The organism is Lysinibacillus zambalensis, from assembly GCF_040183165.1.
Lineage (GTDB): Bacteria > Bacillota > Bacilli > Bacillales_A > Planococcaceae > Lysinibacillus > Lysinibacillus zambalensis.
In genome coordinates this window covers 196,569-223,057 of record NZ_JBEGDG010000005.1, presented here as the reverse complement: position 1 = coordinate 223,057, position 26,489 = coordinate 196,569, and the positions used below count along the sequence as shown (strand labels likewise).

The window sequence follows — 26,489 nt, the reverse complement described above, 5'->3', positions numbered from 1 at the left end:
CCGAACACGGAAGTTAAGCTCTTTAGCGCCGATGGTAGTTGGGGGCTTCCCCCTGTGAGAGTAGGACGTCGCTAGGCGCAAAAAGTCGCTGCTGATAATCTCAGTAGTGGCTTTTTTTTATATCCAGAAGAATATTAAATAAAAGCAATATATAAAGGAGACATTTCACCAATTACTTGGTTAAAATGTCTCCTTTCTTTATTTTATACAGTTGCAGCTCGTAGCTCTATACGACGAATCTTCCCAGAAGTTGTTTTTGGTAGCTCATCGATAAAGACAATGCTTCGAGGATATTTATAAGGTGCTGTTAATGCTTTAACATGCTCCTGTAGTTCTTTTGTTAACTCGGCCTCATCACGATCTTTGAAGCCTTCTCGTAAGATGACAAAGGCTTTAACAATATGTCCTCTAATTTCATCTGGTGCTGCGACTACAGCACATTCTTGTACAGCTTCATGTTTATTTAAAGCATCCTCTACCTCAAATGGTCCAATTGTATAGCCTGATGAAATAATGATGTCATCTCCTCGGCCTTCAAACCAGAAGTAGCCGTCTTCATCGCATTTAGCTTGGTCACCAGTAATATACCAATCTCCACGGAAGGCTGCTTGTGTACGTTCAGGCTCACGATAGTACTCTTTAAATAGAGCAGGAGATGATTTATGTACCGCAATATCTCCAACTTCGCCAATTGGTGCCTCGTTACCCTCATGATCAATGATACGAACAATATTGCCTGGAGTAGGAACACCCATTGAACCAGGACGTAATTCAGAATTTTCGAGCGTGCCGATTAATAAAGTATTTTCCGTTTGGCCATAGCCATCGCGCACTTTAAGACCAAAGTTGTTCATAAATGTTTCGATGACTGGTCGATTTAACGGTTCACCAGCAGAAACAGCGCTACGTAGTGAAGATAAATTATAGTCTATTAAATTATCAAGCTTCGCCAAAATGCGATATTCTGTTGGCGTACAGCATAATACATTGACATTCTCATCTTGAAGCAGTTGAAGGTATGTTTTTGCATCAAATCCTCCATGGTATACAAATGCAGTAGCGCCCAGCATAATAGTCGATAAAAATGGACTCCAAATCCATTTTTGCCACCCTGGAGCTGCTGTAGCCCAAACTAGATCACCTTCACGTACACCAAGCCATTGAGAAGCAGCTGTTCTAATATGCGCATGTCCCCAACCGTGTGAATGAACAGCTCCTTTTGGTTTACCAGTCGTGCCTGATGTATAAGAAAGAAATGCCATATCATCTCTTTTCGTCGCAGCTGCTTTAAATGTATCTGGCTGTGTACTAGCCAATTCATTTAAAGACGTCCAATCACCTGTAGCAGAACCTATAACCAATTTATTATTTAAAGCTTCTACTGAAGAAGTAATACGATCTACTTCACTAGTAAACACTTCATAGGCAATTACTGCCTTTGCAGAAGAGTGCTCCATACGATACTCTAAATCACTTGCACGTAACATTTCTGAGCATGAAATAGGAACAATTCCAGCCTTTAGACATCCAAGAAAGACAAAATAAGCTTCAGGCAGACGTGGAATAATAACTAATACGCGATCGCCTTTTTGAAGCCCCTTCTTCGTTAAGACATTCGCGTATTGATTCATTTTTTGAACAAGTTCAACATAGGAAACCGTTCGTCGCTCCTGTTGAGTATTTAGCCATCTTATTGCTTGACGATCACTATCTTGAGAAAATTTCTCCAATTCCTCTGTAATATTATAGAATTCTGGTGCAATTAAATCGTTTGTTACCATGTGAACATTCCTCCCCCAAATCAATTTAATAGAAAATTCTTAAAACTACCTTTATTTTATCAATTACAATAATATACAGCAAGAATATTCTATACATAAAATAGAAATATTAGATCTAATAGAGAACTATTAGGTTTTTAGTTAATGCACAGGAATGCTTCGACAAAAAATATAAAAATTTTTACAATAAGTATTGCATAATTTATAATGCTTGATATAATAATAAATGTACTTGAGAGGTTTTTAAAAACCGAATTGAATAGTATTGTTCCGAAGTAGCTCAGTTGGTAGTAGCACCTGACTGTTAATCAGGTTGTCGCAGGTTCGAGTCCTGCCTTCGGAGCCATTTTTTTGCCCATTTATAATGATGATGTTATACATATAAAAAATTAAAAAAAAAAATAAAAAAGTATTGCATCGAACGTAAAAAAATGTTATTATAATTCTTGTCTTGTTCGAGACATCTGAAATGGCCCCTTGGTCAAGTGGTTAAGACACCGCCCTTTCACGGCGGTAACACGGGTTCGAATCCCGTAGGGGTCACCATTTTTAAAGCTTTGTAGTAATGCGAAGGCTTAAAAAGAAAAATAACTGTGAAGAAATAAACACCTGATTCTATGGAGGATTAGCTCAGCTGGGAGAGCATCTGCCTTACAAGCAGAGGGTCGGCGGTTCGAGCCCGTCATCCTCCACCATAATGTGTTATTTCGGAGGGGTAGCGAAGTGGCTAAACGCGGCGGACTGTAAATCCGCTCCTTAGGGTTCGGCGGTTCGAATCCGTCCCCCTCCACCAGTTTTTTATATATATGATTGGGGTATAGCCAAGCGGTAAGGCAACGGATTTTGATTCCGTCATGCCTAGGTTCGAATCCTAGTACCCCAGCCATTTATATTCTTTGAGCCATTAGCTCAGTTGGTAGAGCATCTGACTTTTAATCAGAGGGTCGAAGGTTCGAGTCCTTCATGGCTCACTTTTATAGAATAAAACATATTCAAAAGTGTAACATTAACTACAGATACTAATCTCTTGCTGAAAACAGCAGGAGATTTTTTTATGCTCTTTTTAACTCCTTACAGATCCAGGTGCCGAAGTATAATTAATTGTATAAATATTCATATAATTGTTAGGTTGAGCCATGTAGGATCTAGGCTATACAATAGACTTACAAGTTAAAGGGGGTATGAAAAAATGAATAAACTAAATATTTCTATTATTGGAGTGCCGACAGATTATGGGCAAACTCGTAGAGGGGTAGACATGGGTCCGAGTGCCATCCGTTACGCAGGTGTTGTAGAGCGCTTAGAGGCAGTTGGGCATGAAGTACATGATCAAGGGGATATACGTGTTAGTCAAAAAAAAGAAGGTACAATTGTTGATAAACAGCTATTAAATTTAGAGGAAGTTATCGATGTGAGTACATCTTTGGCTAATAGTGTGAGTAAGGCATTGGAACAAAAGGAGTTTCCACTTGTACTTGGTGGCGATCATAGCATTGCTATAGGTACACTAGCTGGGCTTGGTGAGCATTTTAAAAATTTAGGTGTTATTTGGTTTGATGCGCATGCGGACCTTAACACGCCTGAAACGACACCTTCTGGTAATATACATGGCATGCCGTTAGCTGTTAGCATTGGGCTTGGTCATGAACGCTTAGTGAAAATTCGTAATAATGTACCAAAAATTAAACCTGAAAACGTCATTATTATTGGAGCACGTTCCGTAGATCCGGGAGAACGTGAATTAATTAGTCAGCAAGGAATCAAGGTGTATACAATGCATGAGGTAGATCGTCTTGGAATGACGCGTGTAATGGAAGATGCACTTGCCTATTTAAGAGCGCGTGATATAGATGGCTTGCATTTATCACTTGATTTAGATGGGTTAGATCCACTTTATACTCCTGGGGTTGGGACGCCTGTACCTGGTGGGATTACGTATCGAGAAAGCCATTTGGCGATGGAAATGCTTCAGGAATCAGGTATGCTAACATCTGCTGAATTTGTTGAAGTTAATCCGATATTAGATGAAAAGAACAGAACAGCTGATGTTGCAGTAGCATTGATGGGTTCCTTATTTGGTGAAACCTTAGTTTAAAGATATTTGACAAAAAATTGCCTATTGCCACAATGTATAAAAATCTTTTGCTATAATTAATAATAAAATGAAACTTTTCTTATCGATGGGTCGTATAGTATAAGACAGTTGTAAAGGTGGAGAAATCAACACAATGGATGCGTTAGTAAACAAGAGAATAAAACAAGTGCTTAAAGGTGATCAAAACGCATTTGCAGATATTGTGAGTCTCTATCAGCACAAACTGTACCAAGTATGCTATAGGATGTTAGGGAACAAGCAAGAATCTGAAGATATTACACAAGAAGCGTTTGTTCGTGCTTATATGAATTTGCATACTTTTGATCAGAAAAGAAAATTTTCGACGTGGCTTTATCGCATAGCGACAAACCTTTGTATAGACCGAATCCGGAAGAAAAAGCCGGATTATTATTTAGATGCGGAAGTAGCTGGTACAGAAGGGCTTGATATGTATTCGCAGATCGCAGCAGATGACCAGCTACCAGAGGAACAGATCGAGCAAATGGAACTGCAAGACCGCATTCAATATGAGATTGGACGTTTGCCGGATAAATACCGTTCAGTTATAGTATTGAAATATATTGAAGAATTATCATTACAGGAAATTAGCGAGATTTTAGATATGCCTCTTGGAACGGTGAAAACGAGGATTCACCGCGGACGTGAAGCATTACGTAAGCAATTAAACAATCTGTAGGAGGGGGAGCGTCATGAATACTTGTCCAGAGCATATTATAGACTATATCCATGATTATTTAGATGGTGACATTAGTCGTGAGCATGAGCAAGAGTTGAAACGCCATTTGCATACATGCAATGATTGTAAACAATTGATGCAGGAATTAAGTGAAACAATCGCCTTTGTGAAGAGTGCTTCCCACATTACAGCACCTCCGCATTTTGAAGAAGCCGTCATGGCTCGTTTACCGAAACCAAAAAGTCGTGTAGGCATGCAAAAATGGATTCGCCGGCATCCATTCTTTGTGGCAGCAGCAGTTTTTTGTTTATTCATGAGTGCAACTTTACTAGGTAATTTCATGGATGACCAACATTTCTCTGTGACTAAACAACCAAACCTTGTTGTTGAAGGTCAAACGGTTATTGTACCGGAGGGAGAAGTTGTAAAAGGCGACATAGTTGTTAAAAATGGTGATTTAATTGTTGAAGGTGAAGTGGATGGCAATGTTACCGTTATTAATGGACAGTATATGGCATCTTCGGCAGTTGTTTCAGGAAAAATAGAAGAAATTGACGAAGTATTTGAATGGCTTTGGTATACGATTAAAAATTCAGTAAAGTCTGCTGTAACATTCGAGGAGAACCAAGCAACTAAATAACACTCTATACGTCCTAATAAATAGTGCACGTGAGAGGCTGAAAGGTCTACTCTTTTGAGTAGACTTTTTATTTGAAAAAAGTTACATTTGTTAAGAATGTGCTATACTTAAATGTGTATGGATTCGCAATGAAAAGTGGGGGATGCCACGTGCAAATTATCGAACATTTCGCTAATTTAACACCTGTGAATATTGTTATTAACTTATTAGATGTACTACTCGTATGGTACGTTATTTATAAAATTTTAACCCTCATTAAAGGTACGAAGGCTGTCCAATTATTAAAAGGAATATTCGTAATTATTATTGCGCGCCTTGCTACAGAATTTTTGGGGTTAGAAACGTTAGGGTGGATGTTACAACAAGTTATCGATTTCGGTTTCTTGGCGGTTATTATCATTTTCCAACCTGAAATAAGACGCGGTCTTGAACAAATTGGTAGAGGGAAACTATTCCAACGTTCAATTAATCAAGTTGAGGAAGAACAAACTAGGCTTATTGAGGCGATGAAGAAATCTGTTAGTTATATGGCCAAACGTCGTATAGGGGCGTTAATTTCTATTGAAAAAGAAACTGGTCTTAATGAATATATCGAAACGGGCATAGGACTAAATTCCGAAATTTCATCGGAGTTACTTATTAACATTTTTATACCTAATACACCGCTTCATGATGGAGCAGTGATTATGCAGAAAGATAAAATATCGGCAGCAGCTTGTTATTTACCACTTTCTGAGAGTCCATTTATCTCTAAAGAGCTTGGGACACGCCACCGAGCTGCACTTGGCTTAAGTGAAGTGACAGATGCCATTACTATTGTCGTATCAGAAGAAACTGGTGCCATTAGTCTTACAATGAATGGTAATCTACATCGAAATCTTTCTTTAGAGGAATTCGAAGGACTGTTACGTAAAATGTGGTTCGGATTAGCACAGGAGTCAAATGCAGCCTCTAAGTTAACTTGGAGGGGGAAAAAGAATGGATAAAATGATGGATAGCCCTTGGGTGTTACGAATCGTCGCACTATTTCTAGCCTTTTTGTTATTTTTCTCCGTTCGTACCGAATTATCTCCTAAAAGTAAAACAATATCGAGTGAGCAAACAGAGGTAATTCGAGAAGTACCTGTAGATGTTTTTTATGATGATAAGAACCTTATTGTTACAGGTATACCTAAGACGGTGGATGTTACGATAAAAGGTCCAATGCCACTTGTAATGAAAACAAAGGCAACGAAGGATTTTTCTGTATTTGTGGATTTGAGTAAATTACTTATAGGCGAACATAATGTTAACCTACAATACGAAAACATTTCTGATAAGTTGCAAGTTACATTTGACCCTGAGACTGTTAAGGTTAACATTGAGGAAAAAGTAACACAGGAGTTTCGAGTTGACCCTGAGATGAGTAATCGTTTACTTGAAGAAGGGTATATTTTAAATGGCATGACTGCTAATCCAGCTACAGTGTATGTAACAGGTGCCAAAAGTGCAATTGAAAGAATTAGCTATGTAAAAGCTACTGTAACGGGTGAACAAGGCTTGAAAGAATCGTTCTCACAGGTAGCGGCAGTTCAAGTACTAGATCGTGATTTAAATAAGCTAGACGTTACGATTGAACCAGAAACAGTGAAGGTACAAGTAGATATTGGAGCATACAGTAGGGAGTTGCCTGTAGTGCTTAAGGAAATAGGGGAAGTGGCAAATGGTATTTCCGTTAACCAATTAACATTTAGCCCTACAATGGTGAGGGTATACGGTAGAAAAGCTATCCTAGATAGTTTAACTGTCATACCCATAGAGGTTGACTTATCGAAAATTACAGAATCAAAAACTTATGAATTTGATGTGAAATTACCAGAAGGTGTGACAAAAATATCTGAATCAAGGATTAAAGTGAAAGCGGACGTTACGAAGGTAGAGCAGGAGAAAACAACAACTACGACAACAACAACTACTAACCCTCCTGCGCCTACACCTAATCCACCGCCTACACCTACACCTACTCCTCCACCTAATAAGGAGGAACCGGACACTCCTTCTGAGGACAACACGCCACCAACAGAAAAAACAGAAGATGTTGATTCTTAAACAATAACTGACTATAATTTTATTTTGATTCAGTAGAGATTTCGTTCTCTATCGGTAGGGTGTCATTTTCGGTTTTGAAACATTAACGAAAAAGGTTGCTCGGGCTAAAATCAAAATACCTTATGCTCAATTTATCTTCGCTGATTTACAAGTCCGAATAAATGGGCGTAGGGGTAAAATGAATAGTTACCAGAAAATGAACGAAAATAGACTTTTCCAAAAGTAAGCAGACGAGTGATCTAGTTGTCAGTGTAGACAAGCGTAACCACCGTCTTGCATTGAAGGAGAGAATAATCAAAATGGGTAAATATTTTGGAACAGATGGCGTCCGTGGCGTCGCGAATAGTGAATTAACACCGGAGTTTGCATTTAAGCTTGGCCGCGTAGGTGGCTACGTTTTAACGAAGGATGCAACGGACCGTCCAAAGGTTTTAATCGGTCGTGACACACGTATTTCAGGTGAAATGCTTGAAGGTGCACTTGTAGCTGGTCTTTTATCAATCGGCGTGGAGGTAATGCGTCTTGGTGTTATTTCAACACCAGGTGTGGCTTACCTTACTCGAATTATGAGCGCAAATGCAGGCGTTATGATTTCAGCTTCACATAACCCAGTTGCTGATAATGGTATTAAATTTTTCGGTCCTGATGGCTTTAAACTAACAGATGCGCAAGAGGCTGAAATCGAAGCAATATTAGATGCACAAGAAGATACATTACCACGTCCAATCGGGGCAGATTTAGGTTCAGTAAGTGACTACTTCGAGGGTGGACAAAAATATATTCAATATTTAAAGCAAACAGTGACTGAAGAATTTGAGGGCATCCATGTAGCATTAGATTGTGCACATGGTGCTACGTCTTCACTAGCTACACACCTATTCGCAGATTTAGAAGCGGATATCTCAACAATGGGTGCCTCACCAACAGGCTTAAATATTAATGAAGGTGTCGGTTCAACACATCCAGAAGTATTAGCTAAATTTGTCACAGAAAAAAGTGCTGACGTTGGTTTAGCATTCGATGGCGATGGTGACCGTTTAATCGCAGTAGATGAAAACGGTAAAATTGTTGATGGTGATCAAATTATGTTCATCATTGGTAAGCATTTAAATACAGTTGGTCGCTTGAAAAAACAAACAATCGTGTCAACGGTTATGAGTAATATGGGCTTCTACAAAGCTGTTGAAGATAACGATATGCACAGTGTACAAACAGCTGTAGGTGATCGTTATGTCGTAGAAGAAATGCGCGCTAATGATTATAATTTAGGTGGCGAGCAATCGGGTCATATTGTTTTCCTAGACTATAATACAACTGGTGATGGCTTATTAACGGGTATTCAGCTTGTTAACATTATGAAATCTACAGGTAAAAAACTGTCAGAGCTTGCTTCTGAAATGAAAATTTTTCCACAGCGTTTAGTCAACGTACGTGTAACAGACAAGCATGCTGTGACGGAAAATGCAAAAGTTGCTGCAGTAATCGCTGAGGTAGAAGCAGATATGGCTGGTAACGGTCGCGTGCTAGTGCGTCCTTCTGGTACTGAGCCACTTGTACGAGTAATGGTAGAAGCTGCGACAGAAGAAGACTGCGAGCGTTACGTAGAGCGTATAGCAGATGTTGTACGTACTGAAATGGGCTTAACGGAATAAATAGTTTAGCTTCATTCAGTAGGTGATAAACACCAACTGAATGAAGCTAAAGCCTCCGGCGGATGTCACGGATTTTTAATTGTGCAGGCACAATTAAAATCCAGACGGAATTACGCCAAGGCCAAATTTATCAACAACTCGATTTCCTTTCAAAGGAGGTCGGGTTTTTTTATTAGGCTCAGAAATGTGACGGATAGAACGATTTTGTGTTTCAAGTATTGAAAGCCTTCCGATGAAATGAATGTTTTCAAAGAGAATGGGAACAGTAGTACAGAGTCACAATGACAAGGAGTGTTGTATTGCAATGGCTAAAATTGCTACGGTAATTACTAATATGTTCGAGGACGCCGAATTTACGAGTCCTAAAGGAGCATTAGAAGCGGCAGGTCATGAACTAATAACGATTGATACGACAGCGGGCATTGAGGTAGAAGGTAAGCACGGAGAGAAAGTAAAAATTGATAGAGACATCGATGAGGTAACGGCTTCTGAATTTGATGCATTGTTCATCCCAGGTGGGTTTTCTCCTGATATATTACGTGTAGATGATCGTGTTGTGGCATTTGTAAAGGAGTTTATGGACGAAATGAAGCCAACCTTTGCTATTTGTCATGGACCACAATTACTCATTACAGCAAAAACATTAAATGGTCGTGACGCAACTGGTTACAAATCCATTCGAGTAGACTTAGAAAATGCAGGTGCAATATTTCATGACGAGGAAGTGTTTGTTTGCCAAAAACAATTAGTCACAAGTCGCACACCGGAGGATCTACCAGCGTTTAATCGAGAAATTGTGAAATTATTAGAGAGTGAAGAAGGCTAAGCATGCAAGGCACAAGTGAATGCTTGTGCCTTGTATGTTAAATTTAATTAGGACAGTCCTACTTCTTTTTTAACGCGATAATAGCATTGGTAATTTGTCCAAGTCCGATACCAATGATAATGCCAACGCCAGCGCCGATTGCAGTATTAATCCAGCCCCGGTCCAAGAAAGCTTCATAGCCACCGCCAGTTAGAAAGCCGATTAAACCGCCGATACCCAATCCTAAAAATAGAAAACCACCATAAAACAACCCGATCGCCTCATAATCTGCTGGGTCACGATCTTCGTAATACTGTTGGAAACGTTCATTTAAATCCTCAGATTGCTCAGAGTTACTGGCGAATTTCAATTCCTCGCTTGCCTTATGAAAGGCTTCTTGCTCCGTTAAACCTTGTGACATTAAATCATTCATATAATCGCTCATATATAGCATCATGTCGTCTTGTGCTTCTCGACCTTGATCGGAACGTCCTTTAAACTTGGATAGTTGCTTGTCGATTTTACGTTTAGTTTGCCCACTTTTTTTGCGTAGCTTTTCCATATAGGTCATTTCAGCGTCTTGCAAATAGTTCTGAGATTGTTCTTTTGCAAAACGATTAATTCTCTCTTGAATTTCACGACTAAAGCTCATGATTGTTTCCTCCATTATTTCTTAAAATTTCAATACGACTACTTAAAAAATCCCATTTAGCCCAGAAGGACATTAATTTTTCTTGCCCTTGCTCATTAAGCGTATAAAATTTCCTTGGTGGACCCATTTCAGATGGCTTTTTGACAATATTGACAAGACGGTTTCTTTCCAAACGCATTAGTAACGAATAAACAGTTCCTTCGGCTATGCCCTCAAACCCCATTTGCGTGAGATGTTTGACAATCTCATAACCATAGATTTCACCACGACTGATGATTTCTAATACAATACCTTCCAAAACTCCTTTGAGCATTTCACTCAGATTATCCATGATCTCACCCCCAGGCTAAGCTTCACCTGTACTAAGTGTTGCTAAGTACTGTATATAGTATTGCTAAGTAGTGGTTTTGTCAAACGAAATTAATTATGCCTCGGCATAATTATGTCCAGAATCGGCTTTGTGTTTAGGCCAGCAAGAGGGCATGGAAAAAACATCATATATTTAATAGGAATTTTAAATTAATGCTTTATAGCAGATTGTTTGTCTACACTTTGTCACTAAAAAGTAGGATAAATAGGTGTTTTTTATAACGAAAATTTGACGTATAGCATATGATTGAGTATGATGGAGAAGTTGAATATGAGGTCCGACCTTATCATTTAACGAGAGCGCATAGGAGGGAAGAACGCGCAAAATCGGAAAAACAATTATAGCGCCTGAGCTGAAGAAATTGGACGAAGCTAACTTCAGCAGACGAGGTGGAGGTTTATCGAAAATTCGGCGGATGCCTCCCGATCGACATACCCGATTGTCACTTTTCATTTTGAAAGCATTTGAGTGATTGAATGTACAGAAAATGGAGAAGGTATAGTTAAAGCAATAGATAAATAGAAAATCTCACGTATCGAATGGTTACTATTCAGATGGCTGAATGAGTGTTAAGTTTGTGTTTGTATGAGTATGCTTATTTTACGTAAAATCGGCATAGCTTTTCCATTCATAAAAAATTCGATAGGTTGAGGTCTAATTTGTCATTGCGTCAAATTGACGATATCGGAGGACAAGAAATTTATGTGTGGAATTGTAGGATATATTGGTGAAACAGATGCAAAGGAAATCTTATTAAAAGGTTTAGAGAAACTAGAGTACCGTGGTTATGACTCAGCAGGTATTGCAGTACGTAATGAAGATGGAGTAACAGTCTTCAAAGAAAAAGGACGTATTGCTGATTTACGAGATGCAGTAGACGAGGACGTTGCTGCAAAAGTTGGTATAGGTCATACACGTTGGGCAACTCACGGTGTGCCAAACCGTCTAAATGCACATCCTCATCAAAGTGCATCAGGACGTTTTACTTTAGTACACAACGGAGTTATTGAAAACTATCATTTATTACAAAAAACATATTTAAAAGGTATCCCGATGAAATCTGATACAGATACAGAAGTCATCGTGCAATTAGTAGAGCTATTTGTAAAAGAAGGTTTAAGCACGACTGAGGCGTTCCGTAAAACTTTATCTTTATTACACGGCTCATACGCATTAGCTCTTTTAGACGCAGAAGCGGCTGATACAATTTTCGTTGCGAAAAATAAATCACCACTTTTAGTAGGTATTGGTGAAGGCTTCAATGTAGTAGCTTCAGATGCAATGGCGATGCTACAGGTAACAGACCAATATGTGGAGCTACATGATAAAGAGGTCGTAATCGTACACAAAGCTAGCGTTGAAATTACAAAATTAGACGGTACATTAGTAGAGCGTGCACCATACACAGCAGAGCTTGATATGAGCGATATTGAAAAAGGTACGTACCCTCACTATATGTTAAAAGAAATGGATGAGCAGCCAACAGTTATTCGTAAAATCATTCAAGCATACGAAGGCGAGAATGGCGATTTAACAATTGACGCAAATATTTTAGAAGCATTACGAGCAGCAGACCGTCTATATATTATTGCAGCCGGCACAAGCTATCATGCAGGTCTAATTGGTAAGCAATATTTCGAAAAAATGGCTGGTATTCCAGTGGAAGTTCATATTTCAAGTGAATTTGGCTACAATATGCCATTACTTTCAGAAAAACCATTGTTTATTTTTATTACACAATCAGGTGAAACAGCAGATAGCCGCCAAGTACTTGTGAAAATTAAAGAGCTTGGTTATCCAACATTAACAATTACAAATGTACCTGGCTCTACACTATCACGTGAGGCGGATCATACGCTTTTATTACATGCAGGCCCAGAAATTGCAGTAGCTTCTACAAAAGCATATGTAGCACAAGTGGCTGTACTTGCTGTAACAGCATATGTAACGGCGAAAGCTAATGGCAAAGGCTTAGAATTCGATTTAAAACAAGAACTTGCGATTGCAGCAAATGGTATCCAAACAATTATCGATTCAAAAGATGTATTAGAGGATATCGCAGAGGACTACTTAAAAATCGCACGCAACGCATTCTTCATCGGTCGTAACATCGACTTCTATGTAAGCCTTGAGGGTGCCTTGAAGCTAAAAGAAATCTCTTACATTCAAGCAGAAGGCTTCGCAGGTGGTGAGCTAAAACACGGAACAATTGCCTTAATCGAAGAAGGTACACCAGTGTTTGCCCTTGTCACACAAGAAGCAGTATCATTAAATATCCGTGGTAATGTTAAAGAGGTAGCTGCACGTGGTGCATATCCATGCATTATTGCCATGGCTGGAGTAGACGAAGACGGGGACCGTTTAGTAATCCCTCAAGTTCATGAATACTTAACACCACTTGTATCTGTAGTGCCATTACAGTTAATTAGCTATTACGCAGCACTACACCGCCGCTGTGATGTAGATAAACCACGTAACTTGGCTAAATCAGTGACGGTTGAGTAATTTTATGTAGCTATAGGCTTCTGTGAGTTATAACTAATGTTGTCACAATTTATAATCATATTTGTCATAATTATATAAGATATTGTGACATCGAAAACAAACCTTGGTACAGTGTAGTCATTGCTGTATCAGGGTTTGTGTTTTTTCTTAGAATGTTTTTTATGAATAAATACATAAAATATATAGTTGATAATTACAGCGAAAATTATAATTAATATTGTCACTTTATCAGTTTTTAATGTTAAGAGATAATAAAGTTGTTTAATTTATGTTGAATGACAACAAAGTTGGGTACCACACAGCTAAGTTGTACCCTTATAGTTGATAATATATTTAAATAACTGAAGTTAGATATTGTAAAGTGAAAATAAAATTTTTAAATTTACATATGAAAATATATGAGGCTGGGACAAAATTTCACATCAGAAAAGCGCGAGAAATCAACAATTTTAAAAGTTGAGTTCTCGCGCTTTAATTTTTTGACTAGTTATGTCCTAACCTCTTTAAAGTTGTTTTAATCTTTCTTAAAAAACATAGCTTCTTTGCTATTGTAGCTTTTGAAGATTGATTAAAATAATGAAGTTTTCGTTAGTCAATTAAATTAATCTAATTGTATCTACAAAAATTTAAATCTTATTGAATGCCTTATTATATTTAACAAGCTTAGATGTATCTCCTTCACCTACACGATACTTTCCCATTAATGCTCGAATTTTTCCTGCTACATCTGCTCGTTCAATGTTTTCTTTCGCATAATGTTTCACGTTATTATTCCCGACGCATACGCTATATATCGCATGTTCAAACAAGCACTGGTCGTTACTATCGTTCCCAAAAGCAATAAACTGTTGAATATTCAACATATGTAGTCCTCTGACTTTATTAATACCTAGAGGGCTAATGTCGATGGCATGCTCGGTTTTATAGTGTGTAACTGTGACTGGAAATGATTCAAGCACTTTTAATACTTCCTCATTTGGTTGGAATAAAACTAATTTGCAGACTGGTAGTAATTGTTCCAACGGTATGTTCGTTGAATTGATTTTATCGATATTCCGAATATCTTTTTCAAGATACTTACCTCCATAATACAAGCTATTTTATATAATGTGGAATAACCTACAGAATTCTCGGGATCAAACTATAAAGAATTTTAAAGTGATACAGTTTATGACAGTGTAAATATAATTCACAATAATTTTATTTACCATATGTATATATAAGATGGTGTGGCATCAAAAATAAACCTTGGTACAGTATAGTCGTAGCTGTATCAGGGTTTGTATTTTTTCGACTGTTTTTTTAAAATAGATACATAACATATATAGTTGAATATTAAAGCAATAATTATAATTAATATTGTAACTTTATCAGTTATTAAAGTGTTGGGTTGCTAACAAGAAGTATTTTAGACAAAAAAATTGATAAAGTAATTTTGTGAAAAGCTTGAGGATAAAATTTCCTAATGACTAATTTTACTGCACTTTTATTAAAGTCGGTCTTTTACTAAATGTTATTTGTAGAAAGTTTGTCACCTTCCCAAATTATTTCTCCGTAATCTACTTGGGAAGGAATCTTTTTCATTCTTCTGGACTCTCCCGATGCTATTCTTTATTCACTAATTTTAACTTCTCCGTTTCCTGACTGCGTAATAGACGAATCTTTCACAACGAGGTTGATATCCAGACTGCCGTCACACACGTGTATCTCGACTGAGCCATCTACCTGTTCAACCACAATATTCAATTGATGGCTATTAATAACGGTAACATGAGCGATGATGTCACCGTCTCGATTATCATTTTAAGTGAGATGGTTAGGTCCTATACTTGAAAATCACCATTGTGTTTCAAAATAAATATTATAGTTATAAATTTGAGAAATTATCTTTTTGAAACCATATAAATAAAAAAACAAGTAATATATTCCATTTTAATCTAAAAAAATAAAATTCAGAAAATATATGAAACTTTTATATAAAATGTATAAATCTTTAATATAATTTGTATAAATTCAAGTGAATATGAAATACATGGAGTAAGGAGATTAATCATGACAACTCACTACAACGTCCAAAAGCATAATACTATATATCAAGTGAAAGACAGAATATTAATTGGTACTATGCCTCCAAAAGCGCAAGTAATTGAAGAAGCTCCCGATTACCTTGGGAATATTTTAAAGTACTTTTCTAAACCAAGAACGTTAGAAGACAGCTTTAAATTCATTACAAGTAACTCTAGTTTATCCGAAATAGAAGCTCGTAATCTAGTAGAAGAATTAATTGAAAATAAAATTATTTCAAATAAAAAGTTTGATTCGGATAATCGTTATTCTAGACATTCTCTTTATTTTGATTTAATTGATACTCCTATTAATGCACAGGAAATTTTGGCGAATAAAACTGTAGGATTAGTTGGGATGGGAGGTATCGGCACTAATATAGCAATGAATTTGGCAGGAGCCGGTATTGGTAAACTGATATTCTCGGATGGAGATACTATTGAATTAAGTAATTTAACTCGACAGTTTTTATATCATGAAGAGCATGTTAACAATTTCAAAGTTGAACAAGCTGCTAAGCAATTAGCACTAATTAATTCAGAAATTGAACTTGTTCCAATATTAGAGTCTATTTCCGATGTAGAAATATTTGATAAATATTTTAATGAGTGTGACATTATTATTCTGTCTGCTGATTCTCCAGCAGAAATTCACGAATGGATTAATTCAGCTGCAATGAAGCATGGTTTTGCATATAGTAATGCAGGATATATTGATTCATTTGGAGCTATTGGACCTATGGTCATTCCAGGAAAAACTGCCTGCTATGAATGTTATAAGAATGATGGAGATCTATATAAATTTTTGGATAATGGTCAGGAATTGCCAAGTAATTTAAATGAAAGTTTTCAAGCGCCAAGTTATGGACCTTTAAACTCAATGGTTGCTGCGGTACAAGCAAATGAAGTAATTAGATATTTGATTGGAGTCGAAAGAAAGACGGAAGGAACTCGCCTTCTTATCAATTCACAGAACTATAAAATTTATGAAGAAGTATTTACTAAAAATGAAAATTGCAAAAAGTGTGGGCATTTCACTCACCATACAGAAAATTTGCACGCTAGTTTTCAAGAAAGTTCGCTGACAGATGTTTATGTAAACGAACGAGAAAATGATTCATTTAACAGCATATTACTTGATTCGATGATGGATAGATTGATTAAAGTATTACCTAATACAAAAATATTGGATATTGGCTGTGCAACTGGAGAACAAGCTATTCATTTTGCACAAAAGGGAGCAACTATAATTGCCAATGATATTTCTGAAGAGATGCTTGAAGTAGTAAACAATAAAGTCAATACATTAGAGTTAAAAGGGATTAAAACATTACATGGAGATATTGTCAATTTAAACATTGAGGATAAGTTCAATTATGTTATTTGTAATAACGTTTTAGACTATATCGAAGACATAGGCACAAGACTTTCGAAATTTAAAGGATTATTAACTGAGAATGGAACTTTAATAGTTACAATCCCACATCCTATTAAAGACGGAGGTGTTTGGAAGAAGGAGTATTATAATGGACGATGGAATTATGAAGATTTTTCATTGCAGAATTATTTTGCAGAAGGGAAAATTACAAAATCAAGAGAAAACAAAGATGGCGAGACGGTAATTTCATCTATAGAAAGTTATCATCGAACTACAGAAACATATTTCCAAACATTTGTCCAAGCTGGATTTAAAGTAGTGGGATTATTTGAGCCCCAACCTCCAAATATTGTCGCTGAAACACATCCGATCTTATTTGAAAAATGCAGTCATATTCCTTATTTTCAAACATTTGTATTAAAAAAGGAGTAAATGCTATGGATTTAGATACGATTTATTTTAAAAAAACTAAAGTAGAAGATTTTTCGTTTAATGAAAGTGTTAGCTTAGTTTTTGATGATATGGTTAATCGTAGTGTGCCTTTATATAAGGAATTTCAAAATTTAATTGTTCAATATATTGTTAAACATTTGGTGAAAGATACGAATATTTATGATTTAGGTTGTGCCACGGGAACAACGTTAATTCTATTGAACAACCTGCTAAATAAAACCAATACAAAGTTTTATGGAATAGATAATTCTGAATCGATGTTATTCAAGGCAAATGAAAAAGTTAAAGAAATGGCTAAAAGTCCTCAAACAATTCATTTTATACAGGAAGATTTAACAACTATTAATTCTTTTATAGATCCAGGATGTTTTATTTTAAATCTTACATTACAGTTTATACGACCTATGGAAAGAGAAGATTTATTAAAAAAATTATACAATAGTTTGCAACAAAATGGATTCGTTATTCTGTATGAAAAATTACTAGAAGAGGATTCTTTATTCACACGAAATTATATAGATTTATATTACGATTATAAACAACAAAAAAATTATTCCAAGTTGGAGATTTCAAGAAAGAGAGAAGAATTAGAGAATGTATTAATCCCATTTACTGAGATAGAGAATAAAAACTTGTTAAAAAAAGTCGGTTTTTCAAAAGTATCAACAATTAGTAAGTATTTAAATTTTGGAGTTATTATTGCCATTAAGTTATGAAATTACAAAATCTCATTGAAAGGAGGTGATAGTATGTTGAAAATCCGTAAAGTTACTAATATCGAAGGTCGCTCTTGTGTATTTTGTAACTAATAAAGATAACCCGTTGATTGGGTAGACAATTAGAAATTTATTTTGATTTTCTAATTTGTCTTACATAAAGGGAGGGAAACCCTCCCTTTATTACTATTACTAGATTGAGTATAGGAGTAAAAATATGGGCAATAGCAAGTCGATTTGGAAAAATTCTAAATTTACAACATATGCATGCGGAACCTTATTTAATTCATTGGGAAACGCTTTTTTTGATTTAGCGTTACCATTGTTGATTTATCATAGAACGAATTCTTTATCCCTGATGGGTGCTTCTGTTATTTTTACACAACTTCCTAAAATAATAATGGGTCCTTTAATCGGCACTTGGGTAGATCGATTAAACCCTCGAACGATTTTATTTACTTCTTATGCAATACAGTTTATATTAGTTAGTTTAATTCCAATTTTGGAATATTTAACATTACTGAGTTCTATGTTGGTATTGGTAATTGGATTTCTAGTAAATACTGCAAACTTGTTTGCAAGATCTGCCCAATTTTCAATTATCCCCTTACTATATCCCACACAAAAATTAGAGGCAAATGCTGGTTTCGCTACTGTATGGACATCTTCGATGATTACAGGGCCAATAATTGGAGGTGGGTTGTTAACTATATTTTCCCCAATGAGTTTGATTATATTAAATGCCTTATCTTTTATTATGATGATTTTCTTTTTATATTTAGTTCGAATTCCAGATAAGGAAAAAGTAATTGGTCAAAAGAAAGCTTTTACTAAAGATTTGGTGGAAGGTTTAAAGATCGCTATGGCCACTAGAACTTTAAGAATCTTTTTGGTATCTTCCTTTTTACTAATTTTTTCTGTAGCCCCTGTCTCTACCTTAGTTATTTTTTATTTGAAAGAAGTCTATTTATTTGAGGATTCTAATATAGGATTTGTAGTAGCCACTTCTGGTACAGGACTCTTTCTCGGAACATTAGTCATTAGTAAAATGAAAAAGGAGAATTTGGGAAATTTAATTTATATAGGATTTTTATGTATGTTAGCAGGCTTAACTTTACTACTTCTTCCTGGTTGGTGGTTCATTCCAATATCTCTTTTCATGATTAGTTTAGGGTCAATCATTTATTCAATTAGTAGAAATTCAATTATTCAATCATACTGTCCACAGGAGTATCTAGCTCGTGTGAATTCGATTTTCCAATTGATGGAACAAATTGCGACGCCTATAAGCATTACAATTATTGTAGGTATGGCATCTTCGGGCATTCATAAATCTATTTTTGTGACTCTGGTTGGTATTTGCATAGCAGCAACCATGTTATTTAAATTTAGTAAATTAAATTCTAAAAGTATAAATATAGAAGAAGTGTTTTTGAAAAAAAATTAATTTAAATATAAGGTGGAGTTTTAATGATTACTGTTGGGTTAAACGCATGTATTGTTGATGAAAACAACGAAATAAGACCTGTTGATGGTGGAGGAGTTTGCCTTTTTGAAGATGATAAATTATTATTTGCGATTACAGAAGAACGCTTAACATATAAAAAATATGATGGGGGATTTAAAAAATCTTTAGAATATGTATTAGAGGCTAGTGGAAAGAGCTTGCAAGATGTTGATCAATTTGCAGTTAGTTTTTACGGAGTATCATTAAATGTTCCTAAGTTTCTTATCGAATATATACAGACTGAACTGTCTATTCAATCTCATCAAAAATTAATTATTGTCCCAAGTCATCATTTGTCTCATGCTTATGCTGCTTTTTATTCTAGCGGTTTTAAAGAAGCTTTGATTGTAGTTAATGATAATGAAGGGCAAATTATTGGTGAAAAGAAGTCACCACATATGTTTGAAAATTCATGTGAAAGAAATTCGTATTATTTAGCTAGAAATGGAGAAATTGAATTAATTGATCGAGACTTTGAGTATCCACAGGGATTAGGGTTTGGAAAACTTTACAATAAATTCACGCGATATCTTGGTATGGGTAATTACCATAATGCTGGAAAAACAATGGGTTTAGCATCATTTGGTAGCGATAACTTATTAAGCTTAGGGGATGCTTATATAAAAGATTATGATGGAAGTATTCATTGTATTATTCCCGATACAGGTAGCACTGAAAAAGATATGAAGACTTTATTTAAAAAATTAGGTGTAACGATTCCAGAACCTAGAAAAAAAACAGATCCTTTAAGACAAATGCATGCAGATTTAGCGCAATATGTTCAAAAACAACTTGAAAAGTGGACTACTGTAAAAGTAGAAAAACTAATAGAACAATATAATCTGGAGTATGTATGTGTAGGTGGGGGAGTTGCCTTAAATTGCCCAACCAATTCAGCTTTATTAAATATTGAAAGAGTAAAAAATGTATATATTCCGAATGCACCCCAAGATCAGGGATTGTGTATTGGGAATGCAATATATGCGATAGTGAATTCTCGAAGAGAGAAAGCAAACTTTAATCAAGTGAAATTTGAAGTGCCTCTATATTCAGGGAAGAAATATACTGTGACAGCTAATGAAATCCAAACAATACTGAAGGAGTTTTCCAATCTTCATTTTAGTGAGGTTGAAGATCCTTGTAAAATCGCAGCTAAACTCATTGCAGAGGGAAATGTAATAGCTTGGTTCCAAGGAGCAAGTGAATTTGGTCCAAGAGCTTTAGGTAATCGAAGTATTCTGGGAGATCCTCGCGATAAACTTGTAGTTAATCGGTTGAATTTAGAAATAAAAAAACGGGAAGCGTTTCGTCCTTTTGCACCCAGTGTACTAATTGAAAAAACACAAGATTACTTTGAAAACTTTTCAATAGAGAGTCCATCAATGATGTTTACTGCAGATGTAAAAAAAGAGCAAGTTAAAAACATCAGTGGGGTGGTTCATGTTGATGGGACTGCTAGGTTACAAACTGTTAATAAGCAAGATAATCCTATGTATTATCGATTAATTCAACACTTTGGAAAATTAACAGGTATCTATTTAGTCATCAATACATCTTTTAATTTGGATGGAAAGCCAATTGTAGAAACGCCTTATGATGCTATTGCATGCTTCAATAAAAGTGAGCTGGATTACCTAGTCATTGAAAACTTTGTATTGAGAAAGATATAGTAGTAAAGCTTATAATGACTAAACTAGATGAATTTCTTGAGAAACAGCTTATGATTATTTTGTATATTTGCATCTTCTAAAATACCTATAACTTCAATAGCTTTTTCTGCATTTTTTATTCCTTCGTTTAGCTGATTTTTCTCGATTTGATAAAGCCCTTTTAAGAATAAATGTTTTGTTTTCTCGAAATACAAATAGGTATTATTAGGAATTTCGTCAATATAATTAAGAAACCACTTTGCATCATCTAAATGACCAGTTTCAATAGTATAAATAACAACGTTTAACAGGATACGAATGAATTCTGTTTTAATTTTGGGGATTTTGATATTAAGTTTAGATTTAGAAATTATTTCTTTGGCTAAAATAATAACAGTTTGATATTTTAAAATACACATTGCATTACCGAAAAGAATGATTTCATAATATCCCCAATGATCATTCTTTAATAAATAGTCACTAATAAAATTTCTTTCAGAATTAGTAATCTCAAAATTTCTATTTAAGTCTCGTATAAGTGCTTTAGTCATAATGTAATTACATTTATAACTACTAGATAAGTGACTTTTCCACTTTTTTTCTTCTTCCTTATAAATGTCGATTAAAAAAGGAATGTTATTTTGTTCGTATGCATGTCTTATTGTATGTAAAAAGATTTCAAACTCACTAGGTTGATAGTCTCTTGAAATGAGGATGTACTCTTCAATAGAGATATTAAGTTTATTCAGTAAAAGGATAAAATTTGATAGAGAGATATCAGATTCACCTCTTTCAAATTTAGATAAAAAAGAACTACTAATAATACCTTCAGCAACTTCTTTAAGAGAATATCCTTTACTTATACGGATATTTTTAAAATTTTGACCATAATTCATACTTTATCACTCTCTTTTATATGTTTTTTAACTGGAAATGTAAATTATTATATACTATAATAAAAATTATGCAAGGGGTGTATTTAATGGAAAAGTTAGGGATAATTATTATCATTGGATAGAATGATAGAATCAATTTAAGGAAGGGTTAATAAATGAGCTCAATTGATTTGATTCAATACATAGAAATAGGAGGTGTTGATTGGAATGCAACGTTTACGAATCGGCGATCACATTGGTATTTTTTCACCTTCGTCTCCTGCAACTGTAACCGCAGCACCTCGTTTTAATAGAGCAAAGCAATTTTTAACGGAAAAAGGGTTTCAAATTATCGAAGGTCAATTAACAGGAAAACAAGATGGGTACCGTTCAGGATCACCAAAGGAAAGAGCAGAAGAGTTAAACCGATTAATACGTAATCCAGATATTAAAATGATTATGTCTACAATTGGAGGAACAAACTCAAATAGTATGTTACCTTATATTGATTATGAGGCATTTCAACTAAATCCAAAGCTTATTGTTGGATATTCTGACGTTACAGTGATTCTACTTGCTATTTATGCAAAAACTGGTATTCCGACATATTATGGCCCTGCATTCATACCGAGCTTTGGTGAATTTGAACCACTTGTACACGAAACATATCGTTATTTTGAACAGTTTTTTATAAGAAAACAAAAACTTCCGTACTCTATTGAAATACCGTCTCTTTGGACAGAAGATTCTGTTAATTGGTTAGAGAAAACTCATGAAAAGAAGTTGAAAAATAATGAATGGATTACAGTCAATTCTGGAATTGCGGAGGGGCGCTTAATTGGAGGAAATCTAAATGCAATATATGGTAGCATTGGTTCTCCATTTATGCCTAAATTTAAAAAAGGAGATATTTTATTAATTGAAGATAGTATAAAAAACGCAGAAACAGTTGAAAAAAATTTTGCAATGTTAAAAAATCATGGTGTATTTAATTTAGTTTCGGGAATCTTAGTAGGTAAATATGAACGTTTTGATGACATGGGTACAGGAAAAAAACCATATGAAATTTTAACGGAGATAATAGATAATCCCTCTATTCCTATATTAGCTGAGTTTGATAGTTGTCATACCCACCCAATGATTCCGATGCCAATTGGAAAGAAAGTAAGTCTTGACGCAGCTAATAAAACAGTAGAACTAGTAGAAAACTGGATAGTATAATGATAAGTATTTTTTAATCCATCTAATCATATTGGAGGATAAATTGTATTAGTGGTAAATAGTTAACAATAATGTGTAATTAATTTCTTGATTACTATGAATTAACAACGTAGAGATTATTTCTTAAGGTAGACGAATTGTAGTGAGCTCAAAAGTTAGACGAAATATTTTAGGTAGCTACCAAGGGAATAGCACGAAAGCACTGAAAAAGTCTATATAGCTTCATTTAAAGAGGTATTTGGCGATTCAAACGTCGAATACCTCGCTTTTTTTCATTTATAATAGTGTTGCAGGTGGTGCTCTAAATGATTTAAACCCAAGAAACATCCATAAAGCTGATTTATAAGGTGCAATCCATGTCGTTAATTAAACAACTAGATGAGCAAAATGAAGGGCTTCGTCAAAATGCTTCTCACCTTACACAGCAAATTCAAATTATTAAACATTACCTTGTGATAAAAATTTAGAAAAAGCCATAATTCATATTTAAAAACAATATGGTAGTGTTGATTACTCTCTTTTAAGTGAGTTTTTAGGAGTTACTGAAAAGACAACAAGTTCTCAAGGAGTGTATAAAAGGAATCGCTTGTATATTAGCTAACTTGGAGGAAGTTAAAAACTCCAATACAAACATTTAAAACAAGATCTTTGGACAGACTGGATCTCGTTGATGATAGAGACATAAATTAACCAAAAATACTATACTTCACTACTTCCCGTTATCAAATGACAAAAGCAAAGAACTATTATACGAAACAGTTTATGACAGTATGAATTATAGAATTGAAGAATTATGACAGTTGTTATTATAAAAAATGCCACCTTGTTCTTATAAATTGGCTTAAAATAATTAAAAGATAATGACAGTATTAAATATAACTCACAGCTTCTTCTTGTTAGCATAAAATAAAGTCATTTAAAGTAATTATTTAAATATCCGTGCAATTCGCATCCGTTCGCTTGTAATAAGAAGTGAGCGGATGTTTTTTATTTTGGATGTTTCATGGTAATAAAGACAGAGTTGTTAAGGCTATACCCCTACCGTGAAATAGTGATTGTCCCAAGCTATTCCAAATTTTATAATAGTAATTATAGAATGTAGATAGCAATGAAAGAGGTGGCATATGAAAAAGCAGTGGAACTTAATATTAGCAATATTTGTAGTCTTAATTATCGCGGTATTTTCAGTTATAAATGTTGACAAGGTAACGGTAAATTATTTATTTGGTAAAGCTGAGTGGCCATTGATCCTCGTTATTATTGGGTCAGTCTTATTGGGAGCCCTGTTAGTTGGATTAATTAGTATGATGAAAATTTATCAACTTCAAAGAGCTTTGAAAAAGGCAGGTGGTGAAATGGATCAACGTTCTTAAATGTTGAGCTATTCACTAAGAGCCCTATTGTAAAACAACACTTAGAATTAAACGATTATATTATTTTACATCAAAAATTAAAAAACTTTATTTTAATCCCGTCCTAAAAATCAGGACGGTTTTTTGTATTTGAGGTTAGAAAATAGATTAATACAAAATTATAATTATTCTCATATTTAACATAAAATAGTTAACAATTATATGGTAATATATTCATAGAATAATAATAAATACAAAGGGAGAGAAGATAATATGATGAAAAAAATACTGAAACGCACGAGTGCTGCGTTGCTTGGCGCTTCATTGATGCTAACAACGGTGGTGCCAGTGATCCATGCGAAGGAGCAGTCACCGCCACTATCACCATCGATAAGTAATCCGGTTATTGAAACCTTAGTCGAAGGTGAAAAATACGGAATTTACCCAACTACATGGTATGATAAAGACTTCCATAAAGAAATTTCTGTGGACAAGGTAAATGAACTGCTGGCATTAACAGAAAAGAAAATTGCCTCACTGGGCTTAGCGGAAAATAAAAAGTATAAGCCAGTGAACGTGAAGAACGATAACACACGCGGTGATATTGTGAATCGCTTGTATAATATCGTCGCACGCTATGATTTACCTGTCGGCACGGATGCCATTAAATTTATGAAAGATCATAACATATTACAAGGTTATTCAAACGAACTGCACTTAGAGCAAAAGGCAACGACGCAACAGGCTGTTCTACTAGCTTCTCGATTGATTAAGATTACCTATGAACTTGCAGAGCAAGGAGCGAAGGGGGTAGCCTGGGTAGTAGAGGATGAGGATACGACTGTGTATTTACTAGGCTCCATTCACCTAGGTACACCTGACTTATATCCATTCGATCAAAAACTAGTGAAGGCGTTCGATAAAGCGGATGCGCTATTAGTAGAGGCAAATATTCTGGATACGAAAGGGCTTGATTATTATGCAAAAAAGGCAATGTATTCAGATGGCACAACACTGAAAGATGCTGTTGCGCCAGAAACATATGCGAAACTTGAAAAAGTTGCAAAGCTATATAATCTCCCGATGGAACAACTGACATTGCAAAAGCCTTGGACGCTGTCAAGCACCTTAGCAATGCTGTCAACAGATAATTCATTTGGTATGACGCCACAAGAAATGGCGATGCACGGTATTGATATGTACTTTTTATTAAATGCAGATCTGCAGAAAAAGCCAGTAATTGAATTAGAGGGTATGAAAGCACAAGTTGATATGTTTGACGCGTTATCACCAGAAGCACAGGAGCAGTCTTTAGTCGCTGTGTTGGATAGCATAATCAATCCATCTGAAGAAAATCAATCTAAAGTTCTCCAAGAGTGGTTTACAAGCTGGAAGCAGGGTAACGTTGAAGAATTCGCAAAAAGCTTCCAATCGATGGAAGGCGGGACGTCAGAGTACAATGAAATGCTATTTGGTGTACGAGATGAACAAATGGCAAAGAAAATTATGAATGTACTTGAAGAGAAAAAAGGTACGTATTTTGTTGTTGTTGGTTCAGGTCACTTTTTAGGTGAGAAAAGCATTCGCTATCATTTGGAGAAAGACGGGTATAAAGTGAAGCCATTTTATCAATAAAGAAAAACCAAAGAGCATGGGGATTAAGGGTAAGTTGTACCTTAATTTAGTTAAAAAGCCTTTAAGGAATCTATTTCCTTAAGGGCTTTTTGTCTCCTCACATAGCAAGAAACTGTCAGCCTTTCTCCAGTGCTTGTCGTGCTAAAAGGGTGAAAGCACTTTTCTTAGTAAAAATTAGTGTACATATAAACATAAAAAAAATACAAACTAATTTTAACTTCTTGCAATGGATGTCCAAATACTTGCTGCAAGAAGTTAAAGCTTCCGGCGGATGTAACGGAATCGGAAAGACGTTCTTTATGCTAACACAGAGCCGACTCTGGACGCATTGTTTATCTATGCGAAAGCGAAGCGT

The 26,489-nt window shown here is 35.3% G+C and carries 20 protein-coding genes, 6 tRNA genes and 1 rRNA gene; 22 read left to right on the top strand and 5 right to left on the bottom strand.

Annotated elements, in window-relative coordinates; all coding sequences use genetic code 11:
* A 5S ribosomal RNA gene (rrf, locus tag ABNX05_RS26370) occupies positions 1-77 on the top strand; the annotation flags it as partial.
* A gap of 126 nt (positions 78-203) precedes the next feature.
* On the opposite strand, the gene mbcS is transcribed toward rrf, so the two are convergent.
* The gene (mbcS, locus tag ABNX05_RS09610) at positions 204-1,781 is read right to left on the bottom strand and encodes an acyl-CoA synthetase MbcS (protein WP_349659507.1); all 1,578 of its coding nucleotides are present in this window, start codon (positions 1,779-1,781) and stop codon (positions 204-206) included.
* Positions 1,782-2,050: 269 nt separating this feature from the next.
* Between mbcS and ABNX05_RS09605 the strand changes: the two genes are divergently transcribed.
* From ABNX05_RS09605 to ABNX05_RS09545, 13 genes are all read left to right on the top strand, one after another.
* A tRNA-Asn gene (locus ABNX05_RS09605) sits at positions 2,051-2,127 on the top strand.
* A 125-nt stretch (positions 2,128-2,252) separates the two neighbouring features.
* Positions 2,253-2,327, top strand: a tRNA-Glu gene (locus ABNX05_RS09600).
* A gap of 73 nt (positions 2,328-2,400) precedes the next feature.
* Positions 2,401-2,476, top strand: a tRNA-Val gene (locus tag ABNX05_RS09595).
* 14 nt (positions 2,477-2,490) lie between these two features.
* Positions 2,491-2,574 (top strand) — tRNA-Tyr (locus tag ABNX05_RS09590).
* An 18-nt stretch (positions 2,575-2,592) separates the two neighbouring features.
* Positions 2,593-2,667 (top strand) — tRNA-Gln (locus ABNX05_RS09585).
* Between the two features lie 12 nt (positions 2,668-2,679).
* Positions 2,680-2,752, top strand: a tRNA-Lys gene (locus ABNX05_RS09580).
* A 218-nt stretch (positions 2,753-2,970) separates the two neighbouring features.
* Complete coding sequence (gene rocF, locus ABNX05_RS09575) at positions 2,971-3,876, top strand: arginase (protein WP_349659506.1); 906 nt, start codon at positions 2,971-2,973, stop codon at positions 3,874-3,876.
* A 133-nt stretch (positions 3,877-4,009) separates the two neighbouring features.
* A complete protein-coding gene (gene sigW, locus ABNX05_RS09570; RefSeq protein WP_197143159.1) occupies positions 4,010-4,573 on the top strand; it encodes an RNA polymerase sigma factor SigW in 564 nt (187 codons plus the stop codon).
* Between the two features lie 13 nt (positions 4,574-4,586).
* Positions 4,587-5,213 (top strand): zf-HC2 domain-containing protein, encoded by a 627-nt coding sequence (locus ABNX05_RS09565; protein WP_349659505.1) that lies wholly within the window; start codon positions 4,587-4,589, stop codon positions 5,211-5,213.
* 149 nt (positions 5,214-5,362) lie between these two features.
* Positions 5,363-6,199: a diadenylate cyclase CdaA gene (cdaA, locus tag ABNX05_RS09560; RefSeq protein ID WP_197143161.1), complete on the top strand. Its 837-nt coding sequence runs from the start codon at positions 5,363-5,365 to the stop codon at positions 6,197-6,199.
* Positions 6,192-7,301, top strand: coding sequence for a CdaR family protein (locus ABNX05_RS09555; RefSeq protein WP_349659504.1), 1,110 nt, complete (start codon positions 6,192-6,194; stop codon positions 7,299-7,301). The genes cdaA and ABNX05_RS09555 overlap by 8 nt, the downstream gene beginning before the upstream one ends.
* A gap of 299 nt (positions 7,302-7,600) precedes the next feature.
* Positions 7,601-8,953, top strand: coding sequence for a phosphoglucosamine mutase (gene glmM / locus ABNX05_RS09550; protein WP_349659503.1), 1,353 nt, complete (start codon positions 7,601-7,603; stop codon positions 8,951-8,953).
* A 304-nt stretch (positions 8,954-9,257) separates the two neighbouring features.
* Positions 9,258-9,779 (top strand): type 1 glutamine amidotransferase domain-containing protein, encoded by a 522-nt coding sequence (locus ABNX05_RS09545; protein ID WP_349659502.1) that lies wholly within the window; start codon positions 9,258-9,260, stop codon positions 9,777-9,779.
* 58 nt (positions 9,780-9,837) lie between these two features.
* Here ABNX05_RS09545 and ABNX05_RS09540 read toward each other — a convergent pair whose 3' ends face one another.
* Positions 9,838-10,410: a hypothetical protein gene (locus tag ABNX05_RS09540; RefSeq protein WP_349659501.1), complete on the bottom strand. Its 573-nt coding sequence runs from the start codon at positions 10,408-10,410 to the stop codon at positions 9,838-9,840.
* Positions 10,400-10,741, bottom strand: coding sequence for a PadR family transcriptional regulator (locus ABNX05_RS09535; RefSeq protein WP_197143166.1), 342 nt, complete (start codon positions 10,739-10,741; stop codon positions 10,400-10,402). Before ABNX05_RS09535 ends, ABNX05_RS09540 begins: the two co-directional genes overlap by 11 nt.
* A gap of 741 nt (positions 10,742-11,482) precedes the next feature.
* On the opposite strand from ABNX05_RS09535, the gene glmS reads away from it, so the two are divergent.
* A complete protein-coding gene (gene glmS, locus ABNX05_RS09530; protein WP_349659500.1) occupies positions 11,483-13,285 on the top strand; it encodes a glutamine--fructose-6-phosphate transaminase (isomerizing) in 1,803 nt (600 codons plus the stop codon).
* A gap of 626 nt (positions 13,286-13,911) precedes the next feature.
* On the opposite strand, the gene ABNX05_RS09525 is transcribed toward glmS, so the two are convergent.
* Entirely contained in the window at positions 13,912-14,307 is a 396-nt protein-coding gene (locus ABNX05_RS09525) for an HAD hydrolase family protein (RefSeq protein ID WP_349659499.1), read from the bottom strand.
* A 1,030-nt stretch (positions 14,308-15,337) separates the two neighbouring features.
* On the opposite strand from ABNX05_RS09525, the gene ABNX05_RS09520 reads away from it, so the two are divergent.
* The 4 genes from ABNX05_RS09520 (at position 15,338) to ABNX05_RS09505 (ending at position 21,072) form a co-directional block, all read left to right on the top strand.
* Entirely contained in the window at positions 15,338-17,158 is a 1,821-nt protein-coding gene (locus tag ABNX05_RS09520) for a ThiF family adenylyltransferase (protein WP_349659498.1), read from the top strand.
* A gap of 5 nt (positions 17,159-17,163) precedes the next feature.
* Positions 17,164-17,895, top strand: a complete 732-nt coding sequence (cmoA, locus tag ABNX05_RS09515) for a carboxy-S-adenosyl-L-methionine synthase CmoA (protein ID WP_349659497.1) — start codon at positions 17,164-17,166, stop codon at positions 17,893-17,895.
* 217 nt (positions 17,896-18,112) lie between these two features.
* Complete coding sequence (locus ABNX05_RS09510) at positions 18,113-19,342, top strand: MFS transporter (RefSeq protein ID WP_349659496.1); 1,230 nt, start codon at positions 18,113-18,115, stop codon at positions 19,340-19,342.
* Between the two features lie 23 nt (positions 19,343-19,365).
* Entirely contained in the window at positions 19,366-21,072 is a 1,707-nt protein-coding gene (locus tag ABNX05_RS09505) for a carbamoyltransferase family protein (protein WP_349659495.1), read from the top strand.
* Positions 21,073-21,095: 23 nt separating this feature from the next.
* On the opposite strand, the gene ABNX05_RS09500 is transcribed toward ABNX05_RS09505, so the two are convergent.
* Positions 21,096-21,947, bottom strand: coding sequence for a helix-turn-helix domain-containing protein (locus ABNX05_RS09500; RefSeq protein ID WP_349659494.1), 852 nt, complete (start codon positions 21,945-21,947; stop codon positions 21,096-21,098).
* A gap of 207 nt (positions 21,948-22,154) precedes the next feature.
* Here ABNX05_RS09500 and ABNX05_RS09495 point away from each other — a divergent pair, with 207 nt between their 5' ends.
* The 3 genes from ABNX05_RS09495 to ABNX05_RS09485 all read left to right on the top strand — a co-directional run bounded on the left by ABNX05_RS09495 (position 22,155) and on the right by ABNX05_RS09485 (position 26,134).
* Positions 22,155-23,147 carry a S66 family peptidase gene (locus ABNX05_RS09495; RefSeq protein WP_349659493.1) on the top strand — a complete coding sequence of 331 codons (993 nt, stop codon included), beginning with the start codon at positions 22,155-22,157 and terminating at the stop codon, positions 23,145-23,147.
* Positions 23,148-24,271: 1,124 nt separating this feature from the next.
* On the top strand, positions 24,272-24,520 hold the full coding sequence (locus tag ABNX05_RS09490) for a LapA family protein (RefSeq protein ID WP_349659492.1): 249 nt from the start codon (positions 24,272-24,274) through the stop codon (positions 24,518-24,520).
* A 252-nt stretch (positions 24,521-24,772) separates the two neighbouring features.
* Entirely contained in the window at positions 24,773-26,134 is a 1,362-nt protein-coding gene (locus ABNX05_RS09485; RefSeq protein WP_349659491.1) for a TraB/GumN family protein, read from the top strand.
* Positions 26,135-26,489 lie beyond the last annotated feature (355 nt).

Coding starts and splice junctions, on each gene's coding strand:
- ABNX05_RS09510 (WP_349659496.1), top strand. CDS start 18,113: ATGGGCAATAGCAAGTCGATTTGGAAAAATTCTAAATTTACAACATAT.
- ABNX05_RS09535 (WP_197143166.1), bottom strand. CDS start 10,741: ATGGATAATCTGAGTGAAATGCTCAAAGGAGTTTTGGAAGGTATTGTA.
- glmM (WP_349659503.1), top strand. CDS start 7,601: ATGGGTAAATATTTTGGAACAGATGGCGTCCGTGGCGTCGCGAATAGT.
- ABNX05_RS09545 (WP_349659502.1), top strand. CDS start 9,258: ATGGCTAAAATTGCTACGGTAATTACTAATATGTTCGAGGACGCCGAA.
- ABNX05_RS09490 (WP_349659492.1), top strand. CDS start 24,272: ATGAAAAAGCAGTGGAACTTAATATTAGCAATATTTGTAGTCTTAATT.
- cmoA (WP_349659497.1), top strand. CDS start 17,164: ATGGATTTAGATACGATTTATTTTAAAAAAACTAAAGTAGAAGATTTT.
- ABNX05_RS09495 (WP_349659493.1), top strand. CDS start 22,155: ATGCAACGTTTACGAATCGGCGATCACATTGGTATTTTTTCACCTTCG.
- mbcS (WP_349659507.1), bottom strand. CDS start 1,781: ATGGTAACAAACGATTTAATTGCACCAGAATTCTATAATATTACAGAG.
- glmS (WP_349659500.1), top strand. CDS start 11,483: ATGTGTGGAATTGTAGGATATATTGGTGAAACAGATGCAAAGGAAATC.
- ABNX05_RS09485 (WP_349659491.1), top strand. CDS start 24,773: ATGATGAAAAAAATACTGAAACGCACGAGTGCTGCGTTGCTTGGCGCT.
- ABNX05_RS09555 (WP_349659504.1), top strand. CDS start 6,192: ATGGATAAAATGATGGATAGCCCTTGGGTGTTACGAATCGTCGCACTA.
- sigW (WP_197143159.1), top strand. CDS start 4,010: ATGGATGCGTTAGTAAACAAGAGAATAAAACAAGTGCTTAAAGGTGAT.
- ABNX05_RS09565 (WP_349659505.1), top strand. CDS start 4,587: ATGAATACTTGTCCAGAGCATATTATAGACTATATCCATGATTATTTA.
- ABNX05_RS09500 (WP_349659494.1), bottom strand. CDS start 21,947: ATGAATTATGGTCAAAATTTTAAAAATATCCGTATAAGTAAAGGATAT.
- ABNX05_RS09520 (WP_349659498.1), top strand. CDS start 15,338: ATGACAACTCACTACAACGTCCAAAAGCATAATACTATATATCAAGTG.
- rocF (WP_349659506.1), top strand. CDS start 2,971: ATGAATAAACTAAATATTTCTATTATTGGAGTGCCGACAGATTATGGG.
- ABNX05_RS09540 (WP_349659501.1), bottom strand. CDS start 10,410: ATGAGCTTTAGTCGTGAAATTCAAGAGAGAATTAATCGTTTTGCAAAA.
- ABNX05_RS09505 (WP_349659495.1), top strand. CDS start 19,366: ATGATTACTGTTGGGTTAAACGCATGTATTGTTGATGAAAACAACGAA.